Raw genomic sequence first — 14,084 nt, forward strand, 5'->3', positions numbered from 1 at the left:
ACCGGCCTCGGACAGGTCAGGACACCGGTCGCGAATCCGCCCACATCTGCTCGAACTCATCGCGATAGGTAGGGAAAAGACCGCTGTCGTCCATTTCGTCCGACTTGACGAGACGGCTTCCGTTTCGCAGCACCAGTACCGGCGCCTCCATGCCGCGGCTGCGGCGCAGATAGGACTGCACGACGGCTATGCCGTCCGAGCCGTCGCCGTCGACGAGGTACGCCGTGAAGCGGGGCGTCTCGTCGAAGACCTGGATCTCGAAGGCGCCCGGGTCGCGCAGCCGGGACCGCACCCGCCGCATGTGCAGGATGTTCATCTCGACGGCGCGGCTCAACTCACCCCGTTTTATGCCGAGTTCACGCTCTCGCCGCTTCACCGCGCTGGAGGCCGGGTTGAGGAACAGCAGCCGTACCCGGCAGCCCGACTCGGCGAGGCGGACCAGCCGTCGGCCGGAGAAGTTCTGCACGAGGAGGTTGAGGCCGATGCCGATGGCGTCGACGCGGCGGGCTCCGCCGAAGATGTCCTCGGCGGGGAACTGCCGCATCAGCCGCACCCGGTCGGGGTGGACGGCGACCACATCGGCGAAGCGGTCGCCGATCAGCTCCTCGACCGCGTCGACGGGCAGCCGGCGGGCCGAGGGCACGTCGCTGCCGGCGCCGAGGGTCTCCAGGAGTTTCGCGGAGGCCCGCTCGGCCTGGTTGAGGACGGCCTCGGAGAGGGCCCGGTTGCGGGAGACGACGTTGCGGGTCACCTCCAGTTCGTCCAGGGCGAGTTCGACGTCCCGGCGCTCGTCGAAGTACGGCTCGAAGCACGGCCAGTGCTGCACCATCAGCTCGCGCAGCTGCGGCAGGGTCAGGAAGCTGAGGACGTTGTCGTCGGCCGGGTCGAGCAAGTAGCCCTTGCGGCGGCTGACTTCGCGGACGGCGACCGCGCGCTGCACCCACTCCTGGCCGGCCGGACCGGCCGCGGCGACGACCCATTCGTCGCCGTGGACGGGTTCGTAGATGGGACGCAGGACGGCGGCCACCACGGCGCGCAGCCGCTGCTCGACCAGGTTCAGCCAGATGTAGGCCCGGCCGGCTCGCTGGGCGCGCGTACGCACCTCGCGCCAGGCGTCGGCGTCCCAGTCCAACTCCGGACCGATGGAACCAGCCGCGTCCATCGGACGTGCCAGGGACACCGCGCCGGGCGGGACTTCTGCGGAGTTCCCCTCGTGACTCTCGTCACCAGGGGGCAACTCCAGCCCTCCCGAGCCCACCCGTGCACCGCCTTCCGCTCCCCCGAGCTCTCCCCAGTCTCAACGATCAAGGAAGGGTACTCCGGGACCGGTCGGCGGTGCAGCCGGATGGACAGGGTCGTTTCTCAACTTCCGCCGTTCACGTTGCCGTTCTGGTCGGCGAGTGCGGCCGGAGTGAGCGGATTCATAGCGGTGACGTCGCGCGGGGCGATCGAGAATCCCTGCCAGTGGACCGGCATCGGCTGCTGGTCCTCGTCCCGGGCGATGTGGTGGAAGCCGACGTTCACCCAGACCACGGGCTGTGTGAGGGTCTGGCCGTTGACCCACTTGTCGACCTGCTTCGGGTGCCCCGCACCGCAGTTGGGCAGGTTGTCGCTGGCGAACTGCTCGCACTTGTTGTACTGGGTGAAGTACACGTCGTGCTGGGTGAAGCTGCGGCCCGGGTACTTGGTGCTGGGGCCGGGGACTATCTCGTAGGACCGGGCGTGGTTGTCCTTGTTCTTGCCGGTCGCGCTGACGATGCGCCACCAGCGCATGTTCTTGGCGTCGCCCGCGAGTTCCTTGGTGACCTTGGTCAACGTGGTCTTGTTCGTGGGGGTGTTGGCGCCGTGTGTGGTGACCGCGGAGTCGTACTGCTCGACGCGGCCCTTGGAGGAGCCGTCGAGCGCGAAGTCCAACTTCCAGAAGACGTCGTGCTGGTGGCTCGTCGCGTATGCCGTGGCGCCCTTGCCGAGCGGCCAGCCGCGGCCGTCGCCCGCGTCGTAGTCGTAGGGCGAAAGGCTGCCGGTGGCACCGACGTTCATGTTGATGGTGCCGTCGTCCTGGAAGCGCCACTCGGTGATGTACTCGTACCAGCCGACCTGGTTGACCGTGTAGACGAGGAAGTCCTTGCCCTGGGTCTGGAAGACCTTGTTGGCGCTGTCGCCCTGCATGCGGAAGGCGTGACCGCGCGAACGGGTCGTCGTACAGAGGCCCTTGACGTTCGGGTGGGCCGGGTCGATGGCGTCGGGGACCTTGACGGTCTTGATGGTGCCGCCGGGACACTCGCCGGGCTGCATGTTCATCAGACCGGTGCCGAAGCCGTACTGGGTGAGGTCGCTGTACTCGTTCTTGCCGTCGTCGTACGGGACATGGATCTGGGCGAGCTTGGCGTCGGCGAGCACCTTGATGGGGGCGGCCTCGCCGGGCGGCTGGTAGGAGATGTTCTCCAGGACGAGGCCGGCCTCGCGCTCGTAGTGCCAGCACATCCGCCAGGTGGTGCCGGTGGAGAGCTTCTGCTCGATGGTGTAGGCGGCGCTGCAGCCGGGTGCGGCGGCGCTCGGGGCGGCCTTCGGCTGGGCGACGGCCGGGCCCGCGCCCGCGGTGGCGCCGGCGGCCAGGGCGGCCACCGTGAGGGCCACGGCCCCCCGCCTGCGGGCACGGCTGATTCTGTTGACGTGCATGAAGAAGTGACTCCCTTACAGGAGAAGCAAGTTGGGACAGCGAACGAAGGAGGGGCGCGACCCACCTGGGCCGGCGCGATCGGCTCAGCCGGTGAGCTTGCCGACCTTGCGGGCGCTCAGATCGATGACGAAGTCACGGGCGTCGATCCACGGCCCGTTCTTGACCTTCGGGAACAGCCGCACGCAGCGGTGCTCGCCGCACTGGTCGAGGACGCCGGACTGCCGTCCAGGAGTGGCCTTGTAGACCATGGCGGTCAGCAACAGCTGGTCCGGTGAGGTGAGTTCGTTGCCGGTGGCGTCCTTGTAGTCGGCCTTCAGGCCCGCGCCGAGCGGGTCCGCGAGCAGCAGCTCGGCCGCCTCGACGTCCTCGGCGTGGCTCGCCGGCGGCTGCACTCCGTGCTGGGTGCCGGTCTGCTCGACCTTGCCGGTGTCCAGGTTGACGGTCTTGGTGACGACCGTGTCGTCCTTGTAGTCGTAGAACGTCACGTCCGCGCGGCGCGGCGCGTTCGGGTTGTCCAGCTCGTCGGGGTTCGGGTCGGCGAGTTCGACGTCGAGGCGCTGCGGGCCGCGCTTTCCGTCCACGTTCTCACTGGAGTTGAGGAACTGCTGGTTCACCGCGAGCTGCTGGACGCGCTTGGTCTCGTCGTCGGTGAGCGGGTCGCGGCCCTTGCCCTTCTCGCCCTCGGCCGGGGCCTGTTGCACGACACCGGGTGCCGCGCCCACTCCGTCCGCCGCCTGCTGGGCGGACCCCGCGGCCTTTCCGGTGCCCCCCGACTCGTCGGCCCCCGCCGTGCCCGGCAGGGTGACGGCGACCATCACGGCGGTGCCGGCCACCGCTATGGCCGTACCCGCCACCACTTTGCCCAGGTGGCGGTGCACTGTCCTTCGCACATTTCCCCCTACTCCCCCTGGGTCCATCCCCGGACCTCTGGGAGTGGTGTCTGTCCCACTTGGTTCGGCATACGGCATACGTCGTACGCACTGGTCATTTGGTAAGAGGGATGTAAGTCATAGGTGGTTCCCTCACTTTCGGGGAGACTCAGGGGCAAGGCGCCCCGGTGGCGGGGCCCGGCTGAAAGAGTCGTGACCATGCAGGTCTGGCCTGGAGAGGCGTATCCACTCGGTGCCACGTACGACGGCGCCGGCACCAACTTCGCGGTCTTCACCGAGGCCGCGGACCGAGTAGAGCTGTGTCTGCTGCACGACGACGGCTCGGAGACGGCGGTGGAACTGCGCGAGAGCGACGCGTTCGTGCGGCACGCGTACGTGCCGGGCGTCATGCCCGGACAGCGCTACGGCTTCCGCGCGCACGGCCCGTACGCCCCCGAGCGCGGCCAGCGGTGCAATTCCGCGAAGCTGCTGCTCGACCCGTACGCGAAGGCGGTCAGCGGATCGATCGCCTGGGGCGAGGAGGTGTACGGCTACCACTTCGACGCCCCCGACAAGCGCAACGACCTGGACTCGGCCCCGCACACGATGTCGTCGGTCGTGGTCAACCCGTACTTCGACTGGGGCGACGACCGGCGGCCCCGGCGCGGCTACCACGAGACGGTGCTCTACGAGGCCCACGTCAAGGGTCTGACCATGCTCCACCCGGGGCTGCCGGACGAGCTGCGCGGAACGTACGCGGCGCTCGCGCATCCGGCGGTGATCGAGCACCTGGTGGAGCTCGGGGTGACCGCCCTGGAGCTGATGCCGGTGCACCAGTTCGTGAACGACCACCGGCTGGTCGACATGGGGCTGAACAACTACTGGGGCTACAACACGATCGGTTTCTTCGCCCCGCACAACGCGTACGCCTCCTGGGGCGACCGCGGCCAGCAGGTCCTGGAGTTCAAGTCGGCGGTGCGGGCGCTGCACGAGGCCGGTATCGAGGTCATCCTGGACGTCGTCTACAACCACACGGCCGAGGGCAACCACCTGGGCCCGACGCTGTCCTTCAGGGGCCTCGACAACCCGTCCTACTACCGGCTCGCGGACGATCCGCGCTACTACATGGACACCACGGGGACGGGCAATTCGCTGCTCATGCGGTCCCCGCACGTGCTCCAGCTGATCATGGACTCGCTGCGCTACTGGGTCACCGAGATGCATGTCGACGGCTTCCGCTTCGACCTCGCGGCCACCCTGGCACGGCAGTTCCACGAGGTGGACCGGCTGTCGTCGTTCTTCGACCTCGTCCAGCAGGACCCGGTGGTCTCCCAGGTGAAGCTGATCGCGGAGCCCTGGGACGTCGGCGAGGGCGGCTACCAGGTGGGCAACTTCCCGCCGCTGTGGACCGAGTGGAACGGCAAGTACCGCGACACCGTGCGGGACCTGTGGCGGGGCGAGGGGCGCGCGCTCGCGGAGTTCGCGTCCCGGCTGACCGGCTCGTCCGACCTCTACCAGGACGACGGCCGTCGCCCCCTGGCCTCCATCAACTTCGTGACCTGCCACGACGGGTTCACGCTCAAGGACCTGGTGTCGTACAACGACAAGCGCAACCAGGCCAACGGCGAGGACAACCGCGACGGCGAGAGCCACAACCGGTCCTGGAACTGCGGTGCCGAGGGCGAGACCGACGACCCGGCCGTCCTGGAGCTGCGCGCACGCCAGATGCGCAACTTCGTGGCCACGCTGATGCTGTCCCAGGGTGTGCCGATGGTCAGCCACGGGGATGAGTTCGCGCGCACCCAGCGCGGCAACAACAACGCCTACTGCCAGGACAGCGAGCTGGCCTGGGTGAACTGGCCCGAGGAGGGCGCCGAGCCGTCCCAGTTGCTGGCCTTCACACGCGCGTTGGTGTGGCTGCGCAAGGAGCATCCCGTGTTCCGGCGCCGGCGCTTCTTCCACGGGCGGCCCGTGGAGGGCACCCACGACGAGCTGTCGGACATCGCCTGGTTCACTCCGGAGGGCAAGGAGATGGCCCAGCGGGACTGGGACTCGGCGCAGGCGTCGGCGCTGTCGGTGTTCCTGAACGGCAATGCCATCTCGGAGCCCGGGCAGCGCGGGGAGCGCATCGCCGACGACTCCTTCCTGATGATGTTCAACGCCTCTCCCAAGACGCTGGACTTCGTGGTGCCGGTCAATCACGGCCGCCAGTGGGAGGTGATCGTGGACACGGGCCGCGCGGAGGGCGTGCCGGCGGGCACGGGCGCGAAGGTGAAGGCCGGGGACCGGCTGACCCTGGTGGACCGCAGCATGACGGTGCTGCAGCGGCCCACCTAGGACCACGCGCGGTCGGCCGGTCGGCGGACCGGATGCGGCGGTCGATGACACGAAGGGCGGCCGGGCGGGTACGTAGGTCTGCATGACACCTGAACGACCCGACCCGGCGGTGCCCACGGCCACCTACCGGCTGCAGCTGCAGCCCGAGTTCCCGTTCGCGGCGGCCGCGGCGGCGGTGCCGTACCTGGCGTCGCTCGGCGTCTCGCACCTGCACCTCTCCCCCGTCCTCGAGTCCGTGCCGGGTTCGACGCACGGCTACGACGTCGTGGACCACGCGCGCGTGCGGGACGAACTCGGCGGCGAGGACGGTCTGCGGGCCCTCGCGCGCACCGCGCGGGAGCACGGTCTCGGTCTGGTGATGGACATCGTGCCGAACCACATGGCCATGGCCCCGCGCCACAACCACGCCCTGTGGGAGGTGCTCAGAGAGGGCCCCAAGTCGCCGTACGCGCGCTGGTTCGACATCGACTGGGAGGCCCAGGACGGGCGGTTGCTGCTGCCGGTGCTGGGCGGTCCGGTCGGCTCGGAGATCGATCACCTGGTGGTCGACGGTGACGTGCTGCGCTACTACGACCATGTGTTCCCGCTGCGTGCGGGCACCGGCGAGCTGCCGTTGCCGCGGCTCCTGGACGCGCAGTGGTACCGCCTCGCGTGGTGGCGGCTCGCCCGCACCGAGCTCAACTACCGGCGTTTCTTCAGCATTTCGGAGCTGATCGGGGTGCGCGTGGAGGACCCCGAGGTCTTCGACGCCACGCACGGCAAGATCCTGCAGCTGCTGCGCGAGGGCGTCGTGGACGGGCTGCGCGTCGACCACCCCGACGGCCTCGCCGACCCCGACGACTACCTCCGGCGGCTGCACGAGGCGACCGGGGGCCGCTGGACGGTCGTGGAGAAGATCCTCGCGGACGGGGAGCGGCTGCCCGCGTCCTGGCCCGTCGCGGGCACCACCGGCTACGACGCCCTCAGGCACGTCGACGGGCTGTTCTCGGACCCGGCGGGGGCGGGGGAACTCCTGGGCCAGTACCGGAGGTTCGCGGCCCCGCAGGCGGACCGTGGCGGGCACTGGGAGGCGACGGTGCGGCGGGCCGCGTACAAGGTGCTCACGCACGAGCTGGACGCCGAGATGGACCGGCTGACCCGGCTCGCCGGCCGGCTGTGCGCCGCGTCGCCGGAGCCCGCGCTGCGCGACCGGGCCCCCTGGGCGCTGCGGACCGCGCTGGTGGAGCTCCTGGTGCGCATGGAGGTCTACCGGCCGTACACCTCGGGCGACACGGCGGCCGTCGTCACCGAGGAGGCCGCCGCGGAGGCCCGGCAGGCGTTCGTCGTCGCGGAGGAGGCGGGCGCCGTCGACGTCGTACGGGAGCTGCTGCTGGGGCGGTTCGGGGACGGGCCCGAGGAGGTCGAGTTCCGGGTCCGGTTCGCGCAGACGGCGTCCGCGCTGCGGGCCAAGTCCGTGGAGGACACGGCCTTCTACCGCTATGTGCCGCTGCTGTCGGCGACCGAGGTGGGCGGCAACCCGGGCAGTCCTGCCGTGTCCCCGGAGGACTTCCACGCATATTGCGCGCGCGTGCAGCGCGACTGGCCCGTGGCGGGCACCGTGCTGTCGACCCACGACACCAAGCGCAGTGCCGATGTACGGGCCGCGCTGGCCGTGCTCACCGAGGTGCCGGAGCGCTGGGCGGACGTGCTGACCGAGGTGACCCGTACCGGTGCGGGGGTGCCGGACGTACAGCTGGCGTGGGCGGCCTGGCAGACCGTGTTCGGGCTGGGCCCTGCGGACGCGGAGCGGGTCCAGGGCGCCCTGTTGAAGCATGTGCGGGAGGCGGGTCTGCACACGAGCTGGACGGAGCAGCAGCCGTCGTACGAGGAGGCGGTGGCGGCGTTCGTCGCGGCGGGTCCGTGCGGGCCGCCCGGTGAGCGTGTGGCCGCGTTCCGCGAGGCGCTGGAGCCGCACATCCGGGCGAACGTGCTGGGCGCCGCGCTGCTCCAGCTGACGATGCCGGGCGTGCCGGACCTCTACCAGGGCACCGAGGCCGAGTACCTGGCCCTGGTCGACCCCGACAACCGGCGGCCCGTGCCGTTCCCGCCCCCGGAGCCGGGCGCCAAGGGCGCGGTGACGGCCGCCGCGCTGCGGCTGCGGGCCCGCCGTCCCGAGGCCTTCGGCGACGCGGCTGCGTACGCCCCGCTGGCTGCGGAGGGCCCGGCGGCGGCGCACTGTGTGGCGTTCGCCCGCTCCGGGGCCGCGGTCACGGCCGTGACCCGGCTGTCGTCGCGTCTCGCGGAGGCGGGCGGCTGGCGCGACACGGTGCTTCCGCTGCCGCCGGGCCGGTGGGCCGATGTGCTCGCTCCGGAGCGGCAGTTCACGGGGCACGCACGCGTGGCGGAGCTTTTCGGGCTGTCGCCGGTGGTGCTGCTGGAGATCTCGGATTAGGTCTGCGCCCGGAGGGTCCTGGGTGAGCGGCGGACCAGGTCGTCGGGCACGTGCGGGGCGCCCGGTACGCGGCGCAGGCCCGGCAGGGCGGTCAGGAGGGCCCGTAGGCCGTGTTCGGCCGTGAGACGGGCGAGCAGGGCGTCGGGACCGGTGCCGTGGGCGAGGGGTCCGGGGTCGGTGCGGAAGGCGTCGTAGCGGTCCGGGTCGGTGAAGCGTTCCGGGTCGCGGCCTGCGGCGCCGAGCAGACAGGCGACGGTGGCTCCCGCGCGTATCGCGCCGACGGGTGCGAGGGCCCGGCGCAGCACGATGTGCAGCGGCGGATCGAGGCGCAGGGACTCCGCCCAGGCGCCCGGCGTGAGGTCGGGGCGGACCCGGAGCACGTCCAACTGGCGTGGATGGTCGAGGAGGTTGGCGAGGAACGACGCGAGCGCCCGCGCGGTGCTCTCGCCGGCCGCGTCGAGCAGCGTGCCCACCAGCCCGGTGACGGTGTCGTCCGAGAGCGGACCGCCGTCACTCCGCGCGGTGCACAGCACGGACAGCAGGTCACTGCCCGGGTGGGCGCGGCGCCGGGCCGTCAACGGGCGCAGGAACGCGCCCAGTTCGGGACGGCCGCCCTCGGAGCGGCCGAGCCCGGTGCGGCACCAGTGGTGCACCCGCGCGGTCTCCTCGTACGGCAGCCCGAGCGCGGCCACGGCCGTGGCGGTGGGCAGCCAGTCGCAGAACTCGGCCACCAGGTCGGCGTCCTCGCGGGCGGCGAGGCGGCGGGCGAGGACGTGGGCGCTGCGCTCGACCGCGGCGGTCAGAGCGGCCAGCGCGGGCCCGCGCAAGGCCCGGTCCAGGAGCCGGGCCGCCTCGGGTGCGGCCGGGTGCTCGTCACCGGGCACGGCGACGAGCCGCGGGTCGGCGAGGGCCGCGCGGACGTCGTCGTAACGGCTGAGGAGCCAGGCCCCGAACGGCTCGTCGTACACGAGCGGGTAGTGCGTACGGAGGGTGCGGTAGAGCGGATACGGGTCCCGTACGGACGTCCGCAGGCTCGGCGGTGCCGGTGGACGGGCCGGGGCGCCCGCGGTCCGGGGGACGGTCACGCCCGTGAGACACAGCACCGCCGTCCGCTCCCGTGGTCGCAGCTCCGCCCCGCGCCGTCCAGGAGGCGCGCGGCCGGTCGTCCGCGTCCTGCGCGCACGCGGATGTCCCCAGCCGACCACCGCACCGCGCGGACCGCAGCTCCCGTACGGCCGTTCGAGTGAAGCGGAGGCGCCCTGGCCGCACGGCGTGCGACGGGTCTCCGGCCACCGGCTCGCACCCGCGTACGGACCCGGGGTGCGGGTCGAGCCGCGGGCGTGCGGTGGCGGGCCGGGACGGCGGTGTTCGTGATGCGGCGGCACGTGCGTGTGCAGGGCGAGAATGTCACCGTCGGTCCGCGCGGGCGCCCGCGAAACCCTCTGGAAATCCCCGGCCCCCTGCTGGCACCAATGCGCCTACCGGCTGCCGGTAAATGCCCCTGGGCGCCCCCTGGAGCCTCCCCCACGGTCTTCTTGACAGTTCACAGAGGCCATGAAGTACTGCGGTTGCGAAGCCGGGGCGGAGTAGTCGGGGGTGAGTCTCCTGCCGGAGTTGCGATACCCCAGTGTGGCCGAACTGATCTCGTCCACCCGGGCGTTGGCCGCTCACCGGCCGGCCCTGTGCACCCTGCGCCAAGTAGGTGTCTCCCGCGCGGGCAGACCACTTCATCTGCTGTCCGTGGGGCACGCCCGGCGCGCCGTCCTGGTGGTCGCGGGCGCCCACGCCAACGAACCCACCGGTGGCTCCACTCTCCTCGCGCTCGCCGAACGGGTGGTCCGCGAACGGGAGTTGAGGTCGGACACCTCCTGGCACTTCCTGCTCTGCGCGGACCCGGACGGGGCGAGCCTGCACGTCACCCCGGCACCGCGCAGCCTGTTCGACTACCACCTCGGCTTCTTCCGCCCGGCAGGCCCGGAGCAGCCCGAGTGGTCGCCCTCCGTGCTGCCTCCCGATCAACTGCCGCCCGAGACGCGGGCCCTGACCCGGGTGATCGACGAGCTGCGGCCCTATCTCCAGGTGACCCTGCACGGCACCGATCTGGGCGGCAGCTGGGTGCAGTTGACGAAGGACATACCGGGACTCGCCGAACCGTTCGCCAAGTCGGCTGCGGAGCTGCACATCCCGGTGGAGACGGGCGCCTCGGACGCGGCGGGCTGGCCCGCCTCGGGGCCCGGGGTGCATGTGATGCCGGCGCCCGGTTCGGACGCGGCCTACCCGAGCATGCCCGACGACGCCCGGCACAGCACCTGGTACCACGCGCACCGCTACGGCGGCCTGACCGCGGTCGTGGAGGTCCCGATGTGGGCGAGCGACCTGGTGGACGACCCGGCACCGCATCCCGCCCCGGCGGCGGCGTTACGGCGGCTGGCGCGCCGGCTGGTGCGGGACGGGCGGGAGGTGGAGCGGGTGCTCGCCGAGGCGCTGCCGCGGCTCCAGGGCGTCGACGGGCCGCTGCTGCGGGCCGCCAAGTGGGCGCTGGAGCTGGTGCCCGGCCTGGCCGCGGACTGGACGCACACCTCGCCAGCCGACACCACGATGGCGTACGTAGGCAGTGTGGACGCGTTCGGACGGCGGCTGCCGTTACGGGCGGCGGCGATGCTGCTGCGGGTGCTGCGGGAGACCGACGACCGCGCGGCGCCGCTGCTGGAGCACCTCGTCGCGTCCTGGAGCGACGCCTTCGCGGAGCGCTTCCGCGCCCGCTGGGTGCCGTTGGAGCACCAGGTGGAGCATCAGTCCCGCACGGTCGTGGCGGCGGCGCTGTACGCGCGCGAGCAGGCGGGGGAACTGGGCGAGGCCTCACGCGCGCGTGCCCGACGCTCGGCCTGACCCCGCCCGCGCCGCTCAGCCGTCCAGCGCGAAGACGTCTCCCGTCCGCGCCGCCAGGACGCAGCGGTTCGAGAAGGTCCTCGTGTAGTCGACTTGACGTCCCTTCCACCCCCCGCGCGCGTGGGCGGTCACCGGGGCGTAGATCATCGGGCAGAACTCGCTTCTGGCCGGGATGGCGTCGATGTCACCGCCCACCGCGGACAGTTCGGCACAGGCCTCGGCCGCGTGGGTGTGGCCCTGGGGCGGGTCGCACAGGAGCAGGGTCCCGCGTGTGTCACTGGACCGGCTGTCGCCTCGGGTGACGGTGAGGTAGAGCCAGTCGCCCTGGAGGCCGTGCCGGGGCGCGGCCTGGACAGGTGCCCGGCCGGCGGCGAGGAGCACGGTCACTGCCAGCAGGGCACCCCGGAGGGCGGTCGTTCGGGAGGTGTACGTCATTCCAGATGCATCGGCACCGTCGCCTCCGTACCCCAGCCCGGCTCACCCGTACGGGAGCGCACGGGCGTGTGCCGCCGGGCCAGTTCGAACGCGCTGAGCACCACGCGCGACTGGTACTCGACCTGGCGTGCGACGGAGATCCAGCGCGCCCCGAAGCCGTCCCGGTAGTCGGCGCACCACTCGTCGATCAGCCGGTCCAGCTCCGGCAGCACACCGGCCGGGTCGCTCCCGGAGGCGACGACGAGCTGGTACAGCAGCCCCGCCGTGCGCAGGGCGAGGCGCCGGCCCGCGATGCGCAGGGCCGCGAGATGCGCGGTGTTGAGCGGCGGCAGCGGGCGCGCGGCGCTGGTGTCGACTTCGGGGTCCCACGCGTCGGCGAGGCCCGGGCACACCAGTAAGTAGTCGTCGACCGGTGCCAACAACCGCGCGGCGTCGGGCATGAGAACGGTTCGGGGCAGCAGGCCGGGTGTGGCCGCCTGTGCGGGAGCGGGACGACCGGCGTCGTGCCGGGGGCGGCTGTCGGCCGCGTCCGCCGTCGGCGGTCCCACCACGCCGACTCCCGGCCGGGCGGCCGTCAGCGGCACCGGCCCGCCGGCACGGGAGAGCGTCCCCGGCTCCGTCGCACCCGCCCCCGGGCCGGCCCCGCCCTGCACGAACGGCCGTATGCGCGCGAGGAGTTGTTCCAGGATGCGGGTGTCGTGGCGCAGGGTGTGGCTCACGGTGCGCAGGACCGCGTCCGCGTCGGGGGGCGGGGTGCCGTCCTCGACGCCGGCCACGCCCCACATCGGCGCCTCCACGACCGCGGTGACGGTGCCGTGCCGGTGCGGGTGGAACCAGGTCGACTCGACGGCGGCCTCGGTGATGGCGGCGGCGAGATCGCCCCGGCGCGGCGGCGGGATGCGGTAGACGGCGGGGCCGAGGCTGGGCCAGTACAGGGTGTCGTACGGCCCGAGTTCGCGCGGGATGCCGAGGCGGGCCGCGGTGTGCGCGACGCGCCGGGCGAGGCCCGGGAGGTCGCGGGTCAGCTCGACGAAGCCGCCGCCTACGTCGACGCCGTGCAGGGAGCACTGGAGGAAGGGCCGCAGTTCGTCCTGGACCTCCAACAGGGCGCGGGTTTCCGGGAGTCGGGCCCCGGCCGCGCCGTCCGGCAGCCACTCGGGCTGTTCCAGGAAGCCGGGCCGGAAGAAGTTCCGGAAGTACCGGCCGAGGCGGTAGGGGCCGGGCAGCCAGCCCTCGTTGCGGCGCGAGCCGTCGGGGTCGAGGGACAGCAGCAGGTTCCAGGTGGCGTCGGCGCCCTCGCTCAACCGGGGGTCGGCGAGGACCCGTTCGGCCAGGCGCAGCACCGTCGCGCCGCCCACGGGCTCGTTGGCGTGCGGTCCGGCGACCACGAGGGCCTGGCGGCTGCCGTGGCCCACGGAGAGCAGCCACAGGGGCGTACCGGCGCGGGAGGTCCCGACACGGCGCAGCCGGGCGTCCCGGGGGCGGCGGGCGACGAGCGCGGCGGCCTGGGCCCCCAGCTCGTCCACGGACGGGTAGCGGAGGAGTGGTGGCAGGGCACACCTCCACGAATGTGGTGCCGTCGGTTCACCTGATGTGCATGGTGTACGCACAGTCAGTCACGGCCTGAGGGGTACGTCAACACCGCCGTACGCAAAGGGATTTCACGCACGCCCAAGATCGCCACATCGGGTAAAGCCCAGGCCAGAGGTGAGGTGGAGCTGAGTTCGGGCTCGGTCCGGAGTCGGTCCGGAGTCGGTCCGGAGTCGGTCCGGAGTCGGTCCGCGCTCAGTTCACGGCGAGCCGGAACGCCATCCGTCCGAAGCCGATCTGGTCGCCCTCGCGGACGACGGCCGCGCCGATCACCCGGCGGCCGTTGACCGTGGTGCCGTTGGTCGAACCGAGGTCGCGCAGTACCCACATGCCGCCCTGGCGGCTGAGTTCGGCGTGCACCCGGGACACCGTCTCGTGGGTCAGCCGCAGCCCGTTGGCGGGGTCGCGGCCGATGCGCAGCGGGTGTCCGTTGCCCGGGTGGGGCAGCAGCAGCTTGGGGAGCCGCTCGGCCTGCCAGGCCCTGCGCAGCCGTACCGTGAACCCGGAGACGGCCTCCACGGTGCCGAACAGGACGCGCGAGAGGCGGCTTTCGGTGGGCAGGTCGGCGGTGAGCGCCACGAGCTCCTCGGACCGGCGGGCGGCGAGCGCCAGCTCCATGCGGCGGATGAACGTGTCGTGCGAGAGCCGTCCCATGGCGACGCCGTCATGGAGAACCTTGAGCGCCTTGTCGCGCTCCGCGTCGGACAGCCGCGCGGGGTACGTGTGGAACTCGAAGGACGACGTCACGCTCGTGATTGTCGGGCAGTGAACCCCGGGTGTCCAGAAGACGAGGAAACGGCCCGCACGCGCGCGAAGATGACGACACCTGCGCCAAAGGGGCGGATTCAAAAGC

The 14,084-nt window shown here is 72.1% G+C and carries 10 protein-coding genes; 3 read left to right on the forward strand and 7 right to left on the reverse strand.

Annotated features, from left to right (window positions below; all coding sequences use genetic code 11):
* Positions 1–16: 16 nt before the first annotated feature.
* From OH768_RS12520 to OH768_RS12530, 3 genes are all read right to left on the reverse strand, one after another.
* Entirely contained in the window at positions 17–1,258 is a 1,242-nt protein-coding gene (locus OH768_RS12520) for an SAV2148 family HEPN domain-containing protein (protein ID WP_317887981.1), read from the reverse strand.
* Positions 1,259–1,362: 104 nt separating this feature from the next.
* Positions 1,363–2,679 (reverse strand): copper amine oxidase, encoded by a 1,317-nt coding sequence (locus OH768_RS12525; RefSeq protein WP_406453041.1) that lies wholly within the window; start codon positions 2,677–2,679, stop codon positions 1,363–1,365.
* Positions 2,680–2,763: 84 nt separating this feature from the next.
* The gene (locus OH768_RS12530) at positions 2,764–3,570 is read right to left on the reverse strand and encodes a Tat pathway signal sequence domain protein (RefSeq protein WP_406453043.1); all 807 of its coding nucleotides are present in this window, start codon (positions 3,568–3,570) and stop codon (positions 2,764–2,766) included.
* 198 nt (positions 3,571–3,768) lie between these two features.
* On the opposite strand from OH768_RS12530, the gene glgX reads away from it, so the two are divergent.
* Positions 3,769–5,886, forward strand: coding sequence for a glycogen debranching protein GlgX (glgX, locus tag OH768_RS12535; RefSeq protein ID WP_406453045.1), 2,118 nt, complete (start codon positions 3,769–3,771; stop codon positions 5,884–5,886).
* An 82-nt stretch (positions 5,887–5,968) separates the two neighbouring features.
* Complete coding sequence (gene treY / locus OH768_RS12540; RefSeq protein ID WP_406453047.1) at positions 5,969–8,317, forward strand: malto-oligosyltrehalose synthase; 2,349 nt, start codon at positions 5,969–5,971, stop codon at positions 8,315–8,317.
* Here the strand turns inward: treY and OH768_RS12545 are convergent.
* Complete coding sequence (locus OH768_RS12545; protein ID WP_406453049.1) at positions 8,314–9,402, reverse strand: cytochrome P450; 1,089 nt, start codon at positions 9,400–9,402, stop codon at positions 8,314–8,316. The two genes, treY and OH768_RS12545, sit on opposite strands and share 4 nt — an antisense overlap.
* A 511-nt stretch (positions 9,403–9,913) precedes the next feature.
* Here OH768_RS12545 and OH768_RS12550 point away from each other — a divergent pair.
* The gene (locus OH768_RS12550; RefSeq protein WP_406453051.1) at positions 9,914–11,206 is read left to right on the forward strand and encodes a M14 family zinc carboxypeptidase; all 1,293 of its coding nucleotides are present in this window, start codon (positions 9,914–9,916) and stop codon (positions 11,204–11,206) included.
* A gap of 15 nt (positions 11,207–11,221) precedes the next feature.
* Here the strand turns inward: OH768_RS12550 and OH768_RS12555 are convergent, their stop codons facing one another.
* The 3 genes from OH768_RS12555 to OH768_RS12565 all read right to left on the reverse strand — a co-directional run bounded on the left by OH768_RS12555 (position 11,222) and on the right by OH768_RS12565 (position 13,978).
* Positions 11,222–11,641 carry an SSI family serine proteinase inhibitor gene (locus OH768_RS12555; protein ID WP_406453053.1) on the reverse strand — a complete coding sequence of 140 codons (420 nt, stop codon included), beginning with the start codon at positions 11,639–11,641 and terminating at the stop codon, positions 11,222–11,224.
* Positions 11,638–13,167 carry a M14 family zinc carboxypeptidase gene (locus tag OH768_RS12560; RefSeq protein WP_406453055.1) on the reverse strand — a complete coding sequence of 510 codons (1,530 nt, stop codon included), beginning with the start codon at positions 13,165–13,167 and terminating at the stop codon, positions 11,638–11,640. The genes OH768_RS12555 and OH768_RS12560 overlap by 4 nt, the downstream gene beginning before the upstream one ends.
* A gap of 259 nt (positions 13,168–13,426) precedes the next feature.
* Positions 13,427–13,978: an FHA domain-containing protein gene (locus OH768_RS12565; RefSeq protein WP_388111554.1), complete on the reverse strand. Its 552-nt coding sequence runs from the start codon at positions 13,976–13,978 to the stop codon at positions 13,427–13,429.
* Positions 13,979–14,084: the final 106 nt, after the last annotated feature.

The organism is Streptomyces sp. NBC_01622, assembly GCF_045209635.1.
Lineage (GTDB): Bacteria > Actinomycetota > Actinomycetes > Streptomycetales > Streptomycetaceae > Streptomyces.

Bases quoted from the DNA above. Each gene is read 5' to 3' on its own strand.
- OH768_RS12525 (WP_406453041.1), bottom strand. From the start codon at position 2,679: ATGCACGTCAACAGAATCAGCCGTGCCCGCAGGCGGGGGGCCGTGGCC.
- glgX (WP_406453045.1), top strand. From the start codon at position 3,769: ATGCAGGTCTGGCCTGGAGAGGCGTATCCACTCGGTGCCACGTACGAC.
- treY (WP_406453047.1), top strand. From the start codon at position 5,969: ATGACACCTGAACGACCCGACCCGGCGGTGCCCACGGCCACCTACCGG.
- OH768_RS12555 (WP_406453053.1), bottom strand. From the start codon at position 11,641: ATGACGTACACCTCCCGAACGACCGCCCTCCGGGGTGCCCTGCTGGCA.